The organism is Candidatus Pelagibacter sp. (assembly GCF_052046145.1).
GTDB lineage: Bacteria > Pseudomonadota > Alphaproteobacteria > Pelagibacterales > Pelagibacteraceae > Pelagibacter.
In genome coordinates this window covers 818521-835932 of sequence record NZ_JBNGZR010000001.1, presented here as the reverse complement: position 1 = coordinate 835932, position 17412 = coordinate 818521, and the positions used below count along the sequence as shown (strand labels likewise).

At 26.4% G+C, this 17412-nt stretch carries 16 protein-coding genes; 10 read left to right on the top strand and 6 right to left on the bottom strand.

Annotation, left to right across the window (positions count from 1 at the left end; translation table 11 throughout):
* Positions 1-9 precede the first annotated feature (9 nt).
* The 3 genes from ACTT88_RS04535 to aspS are packed head-to-tail and all read left to right on the top strand — an operon-like array spanning position 10 to position 3532.
* Positions 10-1098, top strand: a complete 1089-nt coding sequence (locus ACTT88_RS04535; RefSeq protein ID WP_440908129.1) for a hypothetical protein — start codon at positions 10-12, stop codon at positions 1096-1098.
* Entirely contained in the window at positions 1085-1747 is a 663-nt protein-coding gene (locus ACTT88_RS04530; protein ID WP_440908128.1) for a DNA replication protein, read from the top strand. Before ACTT88_RS04535 ends, ACTT88_RS04530 begins: the two co-directional genes overlap by 14 nt.
* Positions 1748-3532 (top strand): aspartate--tRNA ligase, encoded by a 1785-nt coding sequence (gene aspS, locus ACTT88_RS04525; RefSeq protein ID WP_440908127.1) that lies wholly within the window; start codon positions 1748-1750, stop codon positions 3530-3532.
* Position 3533: 1 nt separating this feature from the next.
* Here the strand turns inward: aspS and ACTT88_RS04520 are convergent, their stop codons facing one another.
* Positions 3534-4358 (bottom strand): TSCPD domain-containing protein, encoded by an 825-nt coding sequence (locus ACTT88_RS04520; RefSeq protein WP_440908126.1) that lies wholly within the window; start codon positions 4356-4358, stop codon positions 3534-3536.
* 114 nt (positions 4359-4472) lie between these two features.
* On the opposite strand from ACTT88_RS04520, the gene ACTT88_RS04515 reads away from it, so the two are divergent.
* Positions 4473-4832 (top strand): NADH-ubiquinone oxidoreductase subunit NDUFA12 family protein, encoded by a 360-nt coding sequence (locus ACTT88_RS04515; protein ID WP_440908125.1) that lies wholly within the window; start codon positions 4473-4475, stop codon positions 4830-4832.
* On the top strand, positions 4795-5202 hold the full coding sequence (locus ACTT88_RS04510; RefSeq protein WP_440908124.1) for a DUF2155 domain-containing protein: 408 nt from the start codon (positions 4795-4797) through the stop codon (positions 5200-5202). The genes ACTT88_RS04515 and ACTT88_RS04510 overlap by 38 nt, the downstream gene beginning before the upstream one ends.
* On the opposite strand, the gene accC is transcribed toward ACTT88_RS04510, so the two are convergent.
* From accC to aroQ, 3 genes are read right to left on the bottom strand one after another with little or no spacing between them, the layout of a single operon-like run.
* Positions 5199-6536 (bottom strand): acetyl-CoA carboxylase biotin carboxylase subunit, encoded by a 1338-nt coding sequence (accC, locus tag ACTT88_RS04505; protein WP_440908123.1) that lies wholly within the window; start codon positions 6534-6536, stop codon positions 5199-5201. The genes ACTT88_RS04510 and accC overlap by 4 nt on opposite strands.
* A gap of 3 nt (positions 6537-6539) precedes the next feature.
* Positions 6540-6971, bottom strand: coding sequence for an acetyl-CoA carboxylase biotin carboxyl carrier protein (locus tag ACTT88_RS04500; RefSeq protein WP_440908122.1), 432 nt, complete (start codon positions 6969-6971; stop codon positions 6540-6542).
* A complete protein-coding gene (gene aroQ, locus ACTT88_RS04495; RefSeq protein ID WP_440908121.1) occupies positions 6958-7407 on the bottom strand; it encodes a type II 3-dehydroquinate dehydratase in 450 nt (149 codons plus the stop codon). The genes ACTT88_RS04500 and aroQ overlap by 14 nt, the downstream gene beginning before the upstream one ends.
* A 16-nt stretch (positions 7408-7423) precedes the next feature.
* Between aroQ and thiS the strand changes: the two genes are divergently transcribed.
* Together thiS and ACTT88_RS04485 are read left to right on the top strand one after the other, a co-directional pair.
* The gene (gene thiS / locus ACTT88_RS04490) at positions 7424-7642 is read left to right on the top strand and encodes a sulfur carrier protein ThiS (protein ID WP_440908120.1); all 219 of its coding nucleotides are present in this window, start codon (positions 7424-7426) and stop codon (positions 7640-7642) included.
* Between the two features lies 1 nt (position 7643).
* Positions 7644-8417 carry a thiazole synthase gene (locus ACTT88_RS04485; protein ID WP_440908119.1) on the top strand — a complete coding sequence of 258 codons (774 nt, stop codon included), beginning with the start codon at positions 7644-7646 and terminating at the stop codon, positions 8415-8417.
* Here ACTT88_RS04485 and ACTT88_RS04480 read toward each other — a convergent pair.
* Positions 8410-10230, bottom strand: coding sequence for an Rne/Rng family ribonuclease (locus ACTT88_RS04480; protein WP_440908118.1), 1821 nt, complete (start codon positions 10228-10230; stop codon positions 8410-8412). The genes ACTT88_RS04485 and ACTT88_RS04480 overlap by 8 nt on opposite strands.
* Before the next feature lie 100 nt (positions 10231-10330).
* Between ACTT88_RS04480 and ACTT88_RS04475 the strand changes: the two genes are divergently transcribed.
* The 3 genes from ACTT88_RS04475 (at position 10331) to ACTT88_RS04465 (ending at position 16184) form a co-directional block, all read left to right on the top strand.
* Positions 10331-12667 carry a penicillin-binding protein 1A gene (locus tag ACTT88_RS04475; protein ID WP_440908117.1) on the top strand — a complete coding sequence of 779 codons (2337 nt, stop codon included), beginning with the start codon at positions 10331-10333 and terminating at the stop codon, positions 12665-12667.
* Positions 12667-13768 (top strand): peptide chain release factor 2 gene (gene prfB / locus ACTT88_RS04470; protein WP_440908116.1). Its coding sequence is split into 2 segments (ribosomal slippage): positions 12667-12735 and positions 12737-13768, totalling 1101 coding nucleotides; the frame shifts between segments, so codons are not numbered across the junction. The genes ACTT88_RS04475 and prfB overlap by 1 nt, the downstream gene beginning before the upstream one ends.
* Positions 13758-16184, top strand: coding sequence for a hypothetical protein (locus tag ACTT88_RS04465; protein ID WP_440908115.1), 2427 nt, complete (start codon positions 13758-13760; stop codon positions 16182-16184). The genes prfB and ACTT88_RS04465 overlap by 11 nt, the downstream gene beginning before the upstream one ends.
* Here ACTT88_RS04465 and tyrS read toward each other — a convergent pair.
* Positions 16181-17410 carry a tyrosine--tRNA ligase gene (gene tyrS / locus ACTT88_RS04460; RefSeq protein WP_440908114.1) on the bottom strand — a complete coding sequence of 410 codons (1230 nt, stop codon included), beginning with the start codon at positions 17408-17410 and terminating at the stop codon, positions 16181-16183. The genes ACTT88_RS04465 and tyrS overlap by 4 nt on opposite strands.
* Between the last annotated feature and the right edge of the window lie 2 nt (positions 17411-17412).

Genomic DNA, 17412 nt, shown 5'->3' with positions numbered 1-17412 from the left:
ATATGTTTTATGAAATTAATTTCTCTACTTTGTAATTTTAAGCTTTTATATAATTTTTTTTTATTTCTTGCTTTAATAAATATTTTCTTTTCCACAGGAAAAGGTCATGCAAAGACATTTTCTATAAATGATATTGAAATATCAACGCCTTTTGAAATAAATTTTAATAAAAATGAAATTATTGATGAAGGATTTGTAAAGGCATTTAATGAACTGATTTTGTCAATTGTTCAAAGTAAAGATCAGGTAAAATTAAAAAATACGTCAATTAATCAAATAAAAGGAATGATAGAAACTTTCTCAATTAAGGAAGAAAAGTTTATTGATGAAATTTATTATCTTACCCTAAATGTTTCATTTAATAAAAAAAATATATTTGATTTATTAGAGTCAAAAAATATATTTCCATCTTTACCTGTGAAAAAAGATTTTTTATTTATCCCTGTATTTGTTGATCAAAATAAAAATCAAGTTTTAATGTTCTCTGAGAATAAGTTATTTTCCAGTTGGAATTTAAATAATAAAAGAAACAGTCTTTTAAATTATATTTTACCTACTGAAGATTTAGATGATTTTAGATTGATAAAACAAAATATTAATATTTTGGAAACTTATGACTTCAAAGAAATTATAAATAAATACAATATAAATGACCACATCATTATGATTGTATTTAAGGATAATAATAAAATAAGAGTATTTAATAAAATTTTTTTTAATCAAAATAATAATTTAAAAAATTTAAATTATACTGAAGTTAATTTTGATGAAGAAGAAGACTTATTTAAATTTATTGATAATTTAAAATTAGTTTACGAAGATTTTTGGAAATCACAAAATCAAATTAATACTTCAGTAAAATTATCATTAAATATTTCTATAGATAATTCAAATAATATTAAAATTAATAAATTTGAAAAAATTTTGTCTGATATGGATTATATATATAATTTTTATATTTATAAATTTGATAATAAAAATAATTTTTATAAAGTAATTTTTAATGGTACACCCGATAAATTTTTAGAGGTCATGAGTTATCAAAATTATAATTTTGAAATAAAAAATAAAATTTGGGTTTTAAATGACAAATCTTAATCAACAAATACTTAAATTTGATTATGAGCAAAATTTTAAAGATCAAGATTTTTATGTTTCAAAAAGCAACGAACACTCTTTTAGACTTTTAAATAGCTGGCCAAAATGGGATAAAAATTTTATAAACTTAATCGGTGAAAAGTTTTCAGGAAAAAGTCATTTAATAAATATATTTTTAGAAAAGTATAGAGGAATTAAAATTAATGCAGAAGAAATTAATAATGACTTTCTTCAACAAATTAAAATATATGAAAATATTATTGTTGAGGATTTAACTGAAAAAATAAATGAAAAGTTATTATTTACACTTATCAATATAATAGATCAGGATAATAAGTATTTAATACTAACCTCAAAAATACCAATAGTTGACTTTAAATTTAAATTAAATGATCTGAATTCAAGATCTACTAATTTTATTTTATCTCAAATTGAAAAACCTAGTGACGATTTAATTTATGCGCTAATATTAAAAAATTTTTCAGATCGTCAAATATCAATAGACCAAAAACTTGTTGAATTTATAATTAAGAGAATTGATAGAACTTATGGCAAAATTTCCGATTTCATATATAAAATCGACGAAATTAGTTTAAAAAGAAAGAAACCAATCGATTTTAAAATTATAAAAGAAGCATTAGAGGTTTAATTGAATAAATACAGAACACACAAGTGTAATGAATTAAGAAAAGAGGATGTAGATAAAAAAATTTCTCTTTCAGGCTGGATAAATAAAAAAAGAGACCATGGGAATTTATTATTTATTGATTTAAGAGATAATTACGGAATTACCCAATGTATAATTGATAAGGATAATAAATACTTTTCTGATTTAGAAAAAATGCAATTAGAAACAGTAATTAAAGTTGAGGGGAAAGTTGTTAACAGATCTAAAGAAACAATTAATTCTGAAATTGATACTGGTGAAATTGAGGTTGTTATTGAGCAGCATGAAATTTTAGGCACTTGTAAAGAGCTTCCTATGCCAATCTTTAGTGATCAAGAATATGCTGAAGAAATAAGATTGAAATATAGATTTTTAGATTTAAGAAGAAAAAAAATTCATGAAAATATTATTTTAAGATCTAAAGTTATTTCATACATCCGAAATGAAATGACTAAATTAGGTTTTTTAGAATTTCAAACACCAATTTTAACCTCATCTAGTCCAGAGGGTGCTAGAGATTTTTTAGTACCTAGTCGTTTAAATCCTGGAAAATTTTATGCATTACCTCAGGCTCCTCAGCAATTTAAACAATTAATAATGGTTTCGGGCTTTGATAGATACTTTCAAATTGCACCTTGTTTCAGAGATGAGGATGCAAGAGCAGACAGAAGTCCTGGGGAGTTTTATCAATTAGATTTGGAAATGTCATTTGTTGAACAAGAAGATGTATTTAATGTTGTTGAAAAGTTAATGGTAAATACATTTAAAAATTTTTCTACCAAAAAACTGATGTTTGATAAATTTCCAAAGATTTCATACAAAGAAGCAATGCTTAAATATGGTACTGATAAACCAGATTTAAGAAACCCCCTAATTGTAAATGATATTACTAAAATTTTTACAAGAGAAGATGTTTCATTTGAAATATTTAAAAAATTAGTAAAATCTGGATCTAAAGTAAGATGTATTATTACAAAAAATACAAAAGATAAGCCCAGAAGTTTTTTTGATAATATTGATAGATGGGCTAAAGAAGAAGGTGCTTCTGGTTTAGCTTATTTTACTTTTGAAAAAGATAAAGATATTTCAGCAAAAGGTCCTATAGGAAAATTCTTTTCTCAAGAAGCGTTGGTTGAAATCATGAAAAAAACAAACTGTGAAATAGGGGATAGTATTTTCATGGCTTGTGGAAAACAAGATGAGTTAGAAAAAATTACTGCATTAGCAAGAGATAAAATTGCAAAAGATCTTGATTTAATTGATGAAAACGTTTTTGCATTTTGCTGGATTGTAGATTATCCAATGTTTGAAAAAGATGAGTTAACAAATAAGATTAAATTTAGTCACAATCCATTTTCAATGCCTCAAGGTGATCTAAGTGAAAAAGATTTTGAAAACCCGTTAGATATACTTGCTTATCAATACGACATAGTTTGCAATGGCATAGAACTATCTTCAGGAGCAATTAGAAATCATAAACCAGAACTTATGTATAAACTTTTCTCGATTGCTGGATATGATAAAAATCAAGTAGACGAAAAATTTAGTGGTATGATTAACGCACTTAGTTATGGTGCACCACCACACGGAGGAATAGCACCTGGTATTGATAGAATCGTAATGTTATTAGCTAATGAGAAAAATATTAGGGAAGTTACTATGTTTCCGATGAATCAAAACGCGCAAGATTTAATGATGAATGCACCATCTGAGGTAAATCCAGATCAATTAAAAGAATTAAATTTAGCTTTAAAAACTAAAAAATAAGTTATTTTTTGCCTTTTAAACTTATTTTTACATCCGAAAGATCAACTAGATTTTTTTTATAATTATTTCTCACGAAACCTTTGCTAGTTATATCCTTTACTATTTTTAATAATTGATTTTGATCTTCGGAGTTTTGATCTTCAGTATTAATTCCATCATTTCCTCCAATGGCTGGAGTATGAGCTAGATCTTCTCTATTTTGATATGAAATAGCTAATTCTCTGAAAATATAATCTAAGATTGATGTGGCACTTAAAATTCTATCATTACCATGGACTTTGCCAGATGGTTCAAATTTTGTTCCAACAAATGCACTTATAAACTCGTCCAATGGAACACCATATTGAAGGCCTAAAGAAACAGCAATTGCAAAGTTATTCATTAAAGCTTTAACAAGTTCGCCCTCTTTACTGGTATCAATAAATATTTCACCAATTTTTCCATCTTCATATTCCCCAGTATGAAGGTAGACTTTGTGATCACCGATAGTAGCCTTTTGAATATATCCTTTTCTTCTGTCAGGCATACTAAATCTTTTACCCGACTTCTCGTTAGTTGTGTTTATACTTGTTATTACGCTTTCTTTATTGATGGCGATTTTTTTATCTGTTTCGGTAACTACTTCTACTTTGTTATTTTCAAGGACTTTATTGTTTTTAGGGTCCAGACTTTTTGTTTTTCTGTTATCAAGTTTTACATCTAAAACTTCGAATTTCCCATCATCTCTCTTTTCTAAATTTTTTAACTCTGCTTCGTTAATATCATCTAAATAATGATTTACCTTAAAGGTACAGGTATAATATGTTTCAACTAAATACTTTGCCATTTGACCTCAATTTAAATTTTAATTTGAATAATGAATCAATTAATTTATATACATATTCATATTTTAGTCTAATTTAAATTTTACAATTTTTAATTGAATAAATAAAAAAATATTATGTTGACACTCTTAAGAAAAATTTTCACATGGTGGAATCAAGATACTTTTGGAACCAGACTAAAAACTATTTTTTTTGGAAAACTAGTTGGCACTGATGATCTAGGTAATAAGTACTATGAGAGTAAAAATGGAAAAAGATGGGTTATCTATTCAAACACAATTGATGCATCTAAAATTCCAGTTGAATGGTATTCTTGGATACATTTTACACCAAATAAAATTGAGAAAAAACATACCTTAGAAAAATACGAATGGCAAAAACCACATCAAGAAAATTTAACTGGAACTGACTCAGCATATTATCCAAATAAAAATAAAGATGGTGTTAAAAAGAAATACTCAAGTTGGAAAGAATAATTTAAAATTAATTTATTTAGTTTTTTTATTTTATTTTTGTTTAGTTTTTAATTCAAACTCAAAAAGTAATTTAGAGGGAGTTTTTACTGATATAAAAATTTTGGACAAAATAAGTTCAAAAAATACTTTGCTAAAATTAGAAAATGGAAAATTAAACAAATTTAAAGATCTAGAAATAAAAAGCATTAAATGTAAAAATTCTGAATTTGATGATAATCCTGAAATAACAGCCTATATTCAAGTTAGAGACTTAACAAGCAAAAATAATGATGAAGTTTTTGTCTTTAATGGCTGGATGTTTTCATCTAGTCCTTCAATAGAACCTTTTGATCACCCTGTCTATGATGTATGGTTGGTAAGCTGTTACTAAACAATTGAGTCTTTATCTAACCAACTTACATTAAAATCTGAATTTATAAACTTTTTGTGATTAAGTAATTTTTTGTGCAAAGGTATTGTTGTGGTTATTCCTTCAATAACAAATTCATCTAAAGATCTATTCATTCTTTGAATTGCTTCTGTTCGGTTTCTTCCATGACAAATTAATTTACAAACCATACTATCGTAATAAGGTGTTACTTTATATCCTTGAAATATTGCACCATCAACTCTAGTTCTAAAACCAGATGGTTGATGACACATCGTAATAACTCCAGGTGAAGGCTGGAAATTTTTGCTAGCATCTTCAGCATTTATTCTACATTCAATTGCATGTCCTCTAGGATTTATATCACTTTGTTTCAAAGCTGTTTCTCCTGAAAAAGCAATCCAAATTTGTTCTTTGATTATATCGATCCCTGTAACCATTTCTGTTACTGGATGTTCAACTTGAACTCTTGTATTCATTTCAAGGAAATAAAATTTCCCATCTTCATATATAAATTCAACAGTACCAGCTCCCATATAACCTATTTTAGCTACCATTTTGACTGTTCTTTCAAATAAATCTTTTCTTATTTCATCATTTAAAACTGGACTTGGTGTTTCCTCAATTAATTTTTGATGCCTTCTTTGAACCGAACAATCTCGCTCATGTAGGTGAACTGCTCTATTTTTTCCAGCTAATATCTGAACCTCAATATGTCTTGGATTTTGAAAAAATTTTTCAATATAAACTTCATCATTACCAAAGTATTTTTGTGCCTCTGATTTTGCAGTTGAAAACAACGTTTCAAATTCTTCTTCCTTATAAACTATTTTCATACCTTTGCCCCCACCTCCACCTGAGGCTTTGATTAAAACAGGAAAACCAATTTTTTTACAAAGTTCTTTTGCTTCAGAAACATCTTTTACTCCTCCTTCAGAACCTTCTATAACGGGCAATCCATTTTCTTTAGCTATTCTTTTTGCCTGGATTTTATCACCCATCATTTCAATATGTTTTGATGAAGCTCCAATAAAATTAATTTTGTTCTCTTCTAAAATTCTTGCAAAATTTGCATTTTCAGAAAGAAAACCATATCCAGGATGAACAGCATCAGCATTTGTAAGCTCTATTGCTGACATTAATGCTGGAATATTTAAGTAACTATTTGCTGGTTGATGAGAACCAATACAAACACTTTCATCAGCCATTCTTACATGCATACTTTCTCTATCTACATCAGAATGAACAGCTACAGTAGCAATTCCCCATTCCTTACATGCTCTAATAATTCTAACTGCAATTTCCCCACGGTTTGCAATTAAAATTTTTTTAAACATTATTTATTCTAGGATAATAATAGTTTGACCAAATTCTACTGGCTGACCATCTTCAACACAAATTTCTTTTACTATACCATCTACTGTTGAAGGTACATGATTCATTGTTTTCATTGCCTCAACAATCATTATTGTGTCACCTTTTTTAATTTTTTTTCCAATCTCAACAAATTTTTTGGCACCAGGTTCTGGAGCGTGATAGGCAGTTCCAATTATTGGCGAGGTAATTTCAGTTCCTGATTTTATATTTTGAGTTTGAGTTGTTGAGCTTGTTGAAGGAGATGAGGGTGAAATTACTTGTGGTTGATTACTTATTGAAATATTATTTTTAGAAACTTTAATTTTTGTATCTTTTTCAGTTATTTCTATTTCAGTAAGATTAAATTCTTTTAAATATTCACTTAACTCTTGAATTATTTTTTTATTTATTTTCATTTTGCAAAGTGTTTTGTAATGAAATTATGGCCAAAATATATCCTTCATCACCCAATCCAAAAATTCCTCCAGTTACGACACCACTTATAAGTGATTTATGTCTAAATTCTTCTCTTTTATAAATGTTAGATAAATGTAGCTCAATTATTGGTTTTTTGAATAAATCTAGAGCATCTCTTATGGCTACAGAGGTATGAGTAAATGCAGCAGCATTTATAATCATACCATCAAATTTTTTCCTAGCATCTTGAATAATATTAACTAGCTCTCCTTCAATATTAGATTGAGCAAATTCAACATCAAGACCAATTTCTTTTGCTTTTTTAGTACAATTCTCTTTAAGTTGGTCATACGAAGTTGATCCATATTGTGATTGTTCTCTTTCTCCTAATAGATTAAGATTTGGACCGTTAATAATAATTATTTTATTATTCATTCAGCACTTATATACGATGAAAAAAATAAAAAAAATAAAAATTAAAATAAATGGTAAAATCAAATCTATTATTCAAGATTCTAATCTTTCTATGGTGTTAAAAAATTTAAAAATACCATTAAATAAAGTAGCAATTGAGCTTAATGAGGAAATAATAGATAAAAAAAAAATTAATAAAATAAAATTAAATAAAAATGATAAAATTGAAATAGTTCATTTTATTGGAGGCGGTTAACTTGAAAAAAGATAGTCTAATTATTGCGAATAATAAATTTAATTCCAGATTAATTGTTGGAACAGGAAAATATAAAAGCATGTCAGAGTGCGCAAAAGCAATTAAACTTTCTGGAGCAGAAATTGTAACAGTTGCCGTAAGAAGGGTTAATATTTCAGATAAAAATAAGCCTTTGCTTATGGATTATATTGATCCAAAAAAAATTACATATTTACCCAATACCGCTGGGTGCTTTAATTCAAAAGAGGCCTTGAGAACTTTGAGATTAGCAAGAGAAATAGGTGGTTGGAAGTTAGTTAAATTAGAAGTTTTAGGAGATAAAAAGAATTTATTTCCCGACATGATTGAAACTTTAAAATCTACAGAAGTTCTAGCTAAAGAAGGTTTTAAGATTATGGTTTATTGTAATGATGATCCTTTAATGGCTAAGCGTTTAGAGAATTCTGGTGCTGATGCTATCATGCCTCTAGCTGCACCAATTGGATCAGGACTAGGTATACAAAACAAAATCAATATTCAAATAATTAGAAAACAAACCAAGCTTCCATTAATTATTGATGCTGGTTTGGGTCAAGCTTCAGACGCTACAATTGCAATGGAATTAGGATGTGACGGAGTGCTTGTTAATACCGCTATAGCAAAGGCAAAAAAACCATTTGAAATGGCTTTAGCTTTTAAAAATGCTGTTATTGCAGGAAGACAATCTTATAAATCTGGAAGAATAGATAAAATTTTAATGGGTAACCCATCCTCACCATCTAAAGGAATTATTTAGTCTTTTTATAATACCTTTTTTTATTAAATTTTTTTTTTTTCTTAATTTTTTTATTTTCTTTTTTTTCTGAAAATATGTCTTCTTTATTTTGTGGTTCTAGATTTTTTAATTTTTCATAATATTCTATTAGCTCTATCGTCTTTTTTGATTTATTTTTTATATCCATAATGTATTCAGGTATAATTAAAGAATTGTCACTAATAATATCTATTTTCACTTTATTTTTTTTTTCAAAATAAGTTAAGTCATTAACAAAATTTTCTTTAAGGAAATCTGAAATTTTTTCACAAACTTTTAATTCAACAAATTTAGCTTTGTTAATTACAGCTTTTAACTCAACAATTTTTAAAAGTTTTTGAGCAAAAGACTCGTCTGTTAATGTTACTTTCCATTTTATTGCGCTTTCCCTCAGTCTTTGTCTTGACATCTCCAGAAGACCAAAATTACTTATTCTTCCAATTTGAATTCTAGCTCTATCTGACCTGCATTTTTCTTTAAGTTTTCTTTCTACTAACCTCCTATTTCCATAACTTAGCATATCAATAAAATCAATAATGATTAAACCAGACAAATCTCTTATCTTTATTTGTCTTGCAATTTCTTCTGCAGCTTCAATATTCGTATCTAGAGCAGTGCTTTCAACATTTTTTCCTTTTATTGAACTTCCAGAATTTACATCAATAGAAACCAAAGCCTCTGTTGGGTTAATAACTAAATATCCTCCTGACTTTAACTTAATTTCAGAGTCAAAAATTTGATTTAACTTTTGTTCGATATTTTCTTGAATAAATAGTGGAATTTTTCCTCTATATTTTTTTACTTTTTTGACATTTGATGGCATCATTGATTTCATAAATGATTGAGCTTTTTTATAACCCTCGTTACCTTCTATAATTATATTTTGGGTATTTTCGTCAAACATATCTCTTAATGTTCTTTTTATTATTTCACTTTCTTGATGTATTAAAGAAGGAGCAATTGAGTTTATTGCATTTTCTTTTATTTGACTCCAAGAATTAATCAAAGTTTCTAAATCACTATTTATCTCATTTTTTGTTTTATTACTTCCAGCAGTTCTGACAATTAATCCCATCTCTTTAGGTATTTCAATTTCATTTAAAATTGATCTTATTTTTTTTCTATCAGCAGGATTAAATATTTTTCTTGATATACCTCCTCCTTTAGGAGTGTTTGGCATTAACACTATGTACTTACCAGCAATAGAAATAAAAGTACTTAAAGCTGCACCTTTTTGACCTCTCTCGTCTTTAATAACTTGTACAAGAATTACCTGGTTAGGTTTAATTACTTCCTGAATTTTATATCTTTTAAATTTAAATCTATGCTCTTTCTTTTTTTCTTTTCCATCATCTAAATTTTCTTTTTCAGCAATATTTTCTTTAGTATTTGAATCTTCTTCTATTTGTTGTTCTGATATCTTTTCTATAGGATCATCAATTTCTAGTTTTCCCTCAGCAATATTTTCTTCTTCTTTAGCCTCAACTTCTCTTGAAAGTTCTTCTCTAGCTTTTTCTTCCTCCTCTTTAATTCTTTCTAAATCTGCTTTTGGTATCTGATAATAATCTGATTGAATGTCATTAAAAGATAAAAACCCATGCCTCTCTCTTCCAAAATCAACAAAGGCTGCTTGTAACGATGGTTCAATTCTACTTACTTTTCCTAAATAGATATTATTTTTAATTAAGTTATTTTTTAAACCTTCGTACTCGTAATCTTCAATATTTTCACCTGATTTAAGAACAACTCTAGTTTCGTTAGGATGCGAAGCATCGATATATAAATTTTTTTCCATAATTTTGTGAATGTTAATTTCATTAGTAATTTAATTTTTAAAATTTTGTTTAATTTTCTTGCCATATCTTTAACAAATTCCAAGATATAATGAAATTAAAATGAATAAATTTTTTAAAAATATCTTTATTTTAATTACGTCTTTTATTCTATTATCAACAATTTCGATAATAAGTGTTTTATGGACTTATTCCAATGATTTACCAGATTATAAATTTCTTAAAAATTATAAACCTCCTGTTTCCAGTAAAGTTTACTCAAGTAATGGAGATTTGGTAGCAGATTTTTCACAGGAAAAAAGAGTATTTGTTCCATTTAATTCAATTCCAAAAAATGTAATTAATGCATTTTTATCTGCTGAAGATAAAAATTTTTTCAAACATCCTGGCGTTGATGCTAAAGGTGTTATTAGAGCTGTAATAAATAATATTTCAAATATTTTATCATCTAAAAGGTTAGAGGGAGCATCTACAATTACTCAACAGGTAGCAAAAAACTTTTTACTAACAAATGAAGTAAGTTTAAATAGGAAAATTAAGGAAGCAATTCTAGCTTTTAGAATAGAGAGAGCTTTATCTAAAGAAAGAATTCTTGAACTTTATCTAAACCAAATTTATCTTGGAAGTGGGGCATATGGAGTAGCTGCAGCAAGCTTAGAATATTTTGATAAATCTATTAAAGATTTAAATTATTCAGAAGCCGCTTTATTAGCAGCTTTGCCAAAAGCACCTAGTAGATATAATCCTTATAGAGATCCAGATATAGCAAAATTTAGAAGAAATTTAGTTTTAAAAAATTTGTTAGATAATAATTATTTAAGTTCAGAATGGTATGAAAAACTTACAAAAGAGGAAATAATTTTAAAAAAAAATAAAAAAATTTATTTAGAAGACGCTCAATATTTTATTGAAGATGTGAGAAAGAGCGTAATTGAAACTTTGAGTTATGATAAAGTTTACAAACAAGGTTTTAATATAAATACTCCAATAGATTTAGATTTACAAACAATTGCTACAAAATCACTTAGAGATGGATTAATTGCATACGATAAAAGAAAGGGATGGAGAGGACCACTTACTAACAAAATTTATAATTCAGAATGGAAAAAAGATTTAGAAAAGTATAAATTAGAAAATTCAATTAATTGGGAATTAGCAATAGTCAAAAAGATAAATAAATTTTCAGCAGAAATAGAAACAGAAGATAATATCGAAGGTGTTATTGAATATCAGAGTATTTCTTGGACAAAAAAAGAATTTAATAAATTATTAAAACCTGGAGATATTATTTATGTTAAAAATCTTAAAGAAAATATTTTTAACTTACAACAATTACCAAAGGTAAATGGCGGAATTGTTGTGATGGATCCATTTACTGGAAGAGTTTTAGCACTAAGTGGTGGCTTTAGTTTTAAACAAAGCGAATTTAACAGAGCAACTCAAGCTAAAAGACAGCCTGGATCAGCTTTTAAACCATTTGTTTATGCATTAGCCTTAGAGAACAATTTTACACCAACATCATTAGTTCTAGACGCACCACTGGTGTTAGACCAAGGAGATGATTTAAAAATGTGGAAACCAGAAAATTATGGAAAAAAATTTTATGGGCCTTCAACTTTAAGGGTTGGTTTGGAGAAATCTAGAAATTTGATGACAGTAAGAATAGCCCAAACTCTTGGTGTAGAAAAAATAGTTGATTTTTCAAAAGCATTAAAAATTTATGATAATCCAGAAGAACTTTTATCCATATCTTTGGGATCTACTGAAACAACTTTATTAAAACTTACATCTGCTTATTCAGTTTTTGTTAATGGAGGAAAACTTGTTGAACCAATACTGATAGATAGAATTCAGGACAGTGAGGGAAATACTATTTTTAATAATGATAAAAGAAAATGTATTAATTGTGATCAAATTTCATATTTAACCAACGATTATCCAGAGATTAAAAATAATTATACACAAATTTTTTCTCCAGAAACAGCTTTTCAAATGACATCAATTTTAGAAGGAGTTGTTCAAAGAGGGACAGCTAAAAAACTAAAAGATTTAAATTTAAATATTGCAGGTAAAACTGGAACAACAAACAAAAACACAGATACTTGGTTTATAGGTTTTACCTCAAATGTACTAGTCGGTGTTTATGTTGGTTCAGATAATCCAACACCATTAGGAAAATATGAAACAGGATCTAAAACAGCCTTGCCAATATTCAAAAGTTTTATAAGTGATTCTATTAACAAAAATGATGCAAGACCATTTAAGGCTGCTAAAGGAACAGTGATGATGGTTGTTGATCCTTTAACTGGTCAAAAAGCAAAATTTAACTCAAAGAATACTATTATTGAGGTTTTTAAAAAAGAAAATGTGGTTGATGGAAAAGTACTTTATTCAAATTCAGATAGATTAGATTCAAATAATATATTAAAGTTTTACTAATGGATAATAATTATCAAAATTTAAAAGAAGAGATTGAAAAGATAAATCAAAAAATACAGGAGTATCTTTGAAAAAAACAATATCCATTCAAAACTGCAATCTTTAAATTCACAAATGCTAAGTGCCGATTTTTGGCAAGATAAAAATAATTCTCAAAGAGTAATCAAAGAAAAGAAATTTTATGAAGATTTAACTAATTCTTTAAATAATAATGTCAAAAAACTTAAAGATTTAGATGATTTGAATCAACTGGCGTTTGAAGAGGAGAATTTACAGGTCAAAAAAGAAGTTCTTCAAAATATTAAAGACTTAAGAAGTGAGGTTAAAAAAAATGAAATTAAATGTTTTTTATCTAATGAAGCAGACCCTTTAAATTGTTATATAGAAATACATGCTGGTGCTGGAGGCACAGAAAGTCAAGATTGGGCTGATATGTTAAGAAGAATGTATTTAAAATGGTCTGATAAAAAAAATTTTAAATCAAGTTTGATTAGTGAACATAGAGGTGACGAGGCTGGTATAAAGTCTGCAACAATTAAAGTAGATGGTGACTACGTTTTTGGATGGTTGAAAAAAGAATCGGGAATACATAGGCTAGTTAGAATCTCTCCATTTGATTCCGGGGCAAGAAGGCATACAAGTTTTGCAAGTGTTTGGATTTATCCAGTTGTAGATGAAAATATAAATATAGAAATTTTAGAAAAAGATTTAAGAATAGATACTTATCGTTCTAGTGGAGCAGGCGGTCAGCACGTTAACACTACTGATAGCGCAGTTAGAATAACACACATTCCATCAAAAATTGTTGTTCAATGTCAAAATGAAAGGTCTCAACATAAAAACAAAGAAACATGCATGAATATGTTGAAAGCAAGATTATATGATTATGAAATTAAAAAAAGAGAGGAAGAAAATCAAAATGTAGAAAGTTCTAAATCTGAAATAGGGTGGGGACATCAAATCAGATCTTATGTTCTTCAACCTTACAGACTTGTAAAAGACAATCGAACTAATTTTGAAAGTACTAGTCCTGATAAAGTATTAGATGGTGATATCGATGAATTTTTAGAACAATCCCTTTATAAACTAAATGAAAAATAATATTTTAAAATATTTTACACTACTTCTGTCAGTGTTAGTTATTTTGACAGTTTACCTTAGTACTGTTGGTATAGAGACAGATAAATTTAACAATCAAATTAAAAAAAGAATTTCACTTATAAATAAAAATATAGATATAGATTTAAAAAAAATTAAATTAATTCTAGATCCTTTTAAACTAAAAATTTACGTAAAAACAGTTGGCACTACAGTATATTATGCAAAAAGACCCTTAGCTTTAGAAAGCATTAAAACTCAAGTTTCAATCAGTTCTTTGATTAAAAATGAGATTTCATCTTCAAATATAGAGGTAACAACAAAGTCTATATTATTAAATGATTTAATTAAATTTATTAGAACCACAAATAATAAACCAGAATTATTTATATTAGAAAAAATTGTAAAAAAAGGTCATGTAATTATAGATCTGAGTTTGAATATTGATGAAAATGGTAAACTTAAAAATGATTATATCATTGAAGGCTTGATAAAAGACGCAAGTATTAATTTTTTAAACAGGGGTAATTTTAAAAATATAAATTTTAATTTCAATTTTCAAAAAGATAATTATCGGTTTGATGAAATAAATTTTAAAGCAGAAGAAGTAAATTTTATTTCAAAAAAAATTAACATTAAAAAGAGAAAAAGTAGCTTTTTAATTGATGCTATTGTTGAAAACAATCAATCAAGTTTAAATTCAAATATATTAAAATTATTAAATTTAAGTTTTGAAAATATAATAGTTGATGATGCTAAATTTAAAACAAATAATGAATTTTCTTTTGAAATAAATGAAAAATTCAAAGTTAAAAATATTATTTTAAATTCTGATATAAATATTACTCAGTTAAAATATAAAAATCCAAAAATAATTAATAAATATTTTCCAGAAGTAAATGATCTAATTTTATTAGATAATCATAAATTAAATTTAAATTATAAGGACAAAAATTTATCAATTAAGGGTGAGGGACAAATTCTTTTAGATACTAGAGAAGTAGATAAAATTAAATATTTTATAAATAAAAAAGATAAGGATTTAAGTATAGATTCAGAATTATTTTTAAAAAATATAGTTTTAGAGCAGCAAGATTTTTTAAAAATTTTCTTCCCTGAAAATAATAAAAAAATTAATTTTAATAATCAGAAATTAAAAATTAATTTAAAAAATAACAACCTAACTCTTTCAGGTTCTGGAAAATTTAAAATCGATAAAAATTTTGAAGAAATTGATTATTTTATTGAGAAAAAAGAAAATAAAATAAGTTTTAATTCTAATTTAAAAGTAAAAAATACAAAATTTCAAATTGATAATATTAATTATGAAAAAAAAGATAAAAGTAAAATGAATCTTCAAATTAATGGAGAACTAAAAAATAATAAAAATCTTAATATAAATAAATTTATTATTAATGAAGAAAATAATAATATTAAAATTAAGAATTTATCTCTCAACGGATCTAATCAAATAATAAAAATTGAGCAGGCAAATTTTAATTATTTAGATACAGAAAATGTAAAAAATAATTACAATATAAAACAAATAAAAGGCCAAAATTATTTGATTGATGGAACTTCATTTAATGCAAATTCTTTAATTTCGAATTTACTAGATGCTGATGTAAAAAAAGAAAAAAATCTTTTTGAAAATAACATAAATATGGACTTAAATTTTGACGAAGTTTACTTAGATAAAATATACTTTGTTAAGAATTTATTTGGAAAGATTAAAATTGTTAATAATAAAGTTGAAGAAGCAGATATATTAGCCTTTTATAATAATTCACAAAATATAAAATTTACAATTAAAACAAATAATCAAGGTGAAAAAATTACCACTCTTTTCTCATCGAAGGCAAAACCCCTAGTAGATAGATATAAATTCATTAAAGGATTTAAAGATGACAGAGAAGGATATTTAGACTTTTACTCTTTGAAAAAAGATGGATTTTCAACTTCTAAATTAGTAATTGATAATTTTAAAGTTAAAGAAATTCCAGCGTTAGCCAAGTTGTTGGCTCTTGCATCTCTTCAGGGAATAGCGGACTTACTTACAGGAGAGGGGATTAGATTTACAGATTTTGAAATGAATTTTACCAATCAAAATAAACTCATGAAAATTCAAGAGTTATACGCAATTGGGCCAGCAATATCTATTTTATTAGAAGGATACATTGAGGAGGATAAATTAATCAGTTTAAGAGGAACCTTAGTTCCAGCTACAACAATTAACAGATCTATTGCTTCAATCCCTTTACTTGGAGATCTATTGATTGGAAAGAAAGTAGGTGATGGTGTTTTTGGTGTTAGCTTTAAAATTAAAGGCCCTCCTAAAAATTTAGAAACTACTGTAAATCCTATAAAAACTTTAACACCAAGGTTTATTACTAGAACTTTAGAGAAAATAAAAAATTAATTTAATTCTATTTTAATATGTCTCTTTTTTCCAAGGGAAAGTTTAATATAATTATCTTTAAATAAATTTTTATTGATTTCAAATTTTTCGTCTGAAATAACATCGTCATTTATTTTTACCGCGTTCCCTTTTATAAGTCTTCTGATTTCGCTTTTTGAGTTTTCTAGTTTAGATAATAAAACAAGGTCTACTATATTTATTTTTTTTTCTATTTTATTTAATTGAATATTAACTTTAGGTAAGTTCGAACCCAGAGTGTTTCCGGAGAAAGCTTCTTTTGCTGCTTGCTCAGAATTTTTTGCTGCTTTCTTTCCATGTAACATTTCAGTGGTTTTATTAGCAAGTAGTATTTTTAATTCATTTATATCTTTATCTTTAATTGTTTCTATTTCCTCAATTTCGATTTCAGTAAACATTTTTAAAAATTTAATTACATCTCTATCATCTACATTTCTCCAAAATTGCCAATAATCATAAGCTGATAAGTATTTTTCATCTAACCAAATAGCCCCACTTTCAGTTTTTCCCATTTTAGCACCAGTTGCTAGTGTAATTAATGGAGTTGTTAAACCAAAGGTTTGATTATTAGAATATCTTTTAATTAGTTCAACACCATTAACAATGTTTCCCCATTGATCTGAGCCTCCGATTTGTAAGACACAATTTTCTTTCTTATTTAATTCAAGAAAATCATATGCTTGTAAAATCATATAATTAAATTCCATATAGCTTAGAGATTGTTCTCTATCTAATCTGAGCTTTACACTATCAAATGTTAGCATTCTATTTATCGTAAAATGTTTTCCGATATCTCTCAAAAATGAAATATAATTTAAATCTTTAAGCCAAGTATAATTGTTTACAAATATTGGCCTTGTATTCTGATCATCATTATCTAAAAATTTTTTTAAAATATTTTTGATATTTTTAATATTTTTTTCAATCTCATCTTCACTTAATATTTTTCTAGTTTTATCTTTACCAGATGGATCACCAATTCTTGTAGTTCCTCCACCAAGTAAAACTATTGGTCGATGTCCATTTTTTTGAAGTAGTCGTAAACACATTATTTGCAATAAGCTACCCACATGTAAGCTTTCAGCTGTACAATCAAAACCTATGTAACCTTTTATCTTTTCTTCATCTAATTGTTTAGATAGTTCATCTTCACTTGTGCATTGATAGAAAAAACCTCTATCTTTAAATTCTTTTAAAAATTTATTCATAA

Coding starts and splice junctions, on each gene's coding strand:
- ACTT88_RS04535 (WP_440908129.1), top strand. CDS start 10: ATGAAATTAATTTCTCTACTTTGTAATTTTAAGCTTTTATATAATTTT.
- ACTT88_RS04530 (WP_440908128.1), top strand. CDS start 1,085: ATGACAAATCTTAATCAACAAATACTTAAATTTGATTATGAGCAAAAT.
- ACTT88_RS04520 (WP_440908126.1), bottom strand. CDS start 4,358: ATGGCAAAGTATTTAGTTGAAACATATTATACCTGTACCTTTAAGGTA.
- ACTT88_RS04515 (WP_440908125.1), top strand. CDS start 4,473: ATGTTGACACTCTTAAGAAAAATTTTCACATGGTGGAATCAAGATACT.
- ACTT88_RS04510 (WP_440908124.1), top strand. CDS start 4,795: ATGGTGTTAAAAAGAAATACTCAAGTTGGAAAGAATAATTTAAAATTA.
- accC (WP_440908123.1), bottom strand. CDS start 6,536: ATGTTTAAAAAAATTTTAATTGCAAACCGTGGGGAAATTGCAGTTAGA.
- ACTT88_RS04500 (WP_440908122.1), bottom strand. CDS start 6,971: ATGAAAATAAATAAAAAAATAATTCAAGAGTTAAGTGAATATTTAAAA.
- aroQ (WP_440908121.1), bottom strand. CDS start 7,407: ATGAATAATAAAATAATTATTATTAACGGTCCAAATCTTAATCTATTA.
- thiS (WP_440908120.1), top strand. CDS start 7,424: ATGAAAAAAATAAAAAAAATAAAAATTAAAATAAATGGTAAAATCAAA.
- ACTT88_RS04480 (WP_440908118.1), bottom strand. CDS start 10,230: ATGGAAAAAAATTTATATATCGATGCTTCGCATCCTAACGAAACTAGA.
- ACTT88_RS04475 (WP_440908117.1), top strand. CDS start 10,331: ATGAATAAATTTTTTAAAAATATCTTTATTTTAATTACGTCTTTTATT.
- ACTT88_RS04465 (WP_440908115.1), top strand. CDS start 13,758: ATGAAAAATAATATTTTAAAATATTTTACACTACTTCTGTCAGTGTTA.
- tyrS (WP_440908114.1), bottom strand. CDS start 17,410: ATGAATAAATTTTTAAAAGAATTTAAAGATAGAGGTTTTTTCTATCAA.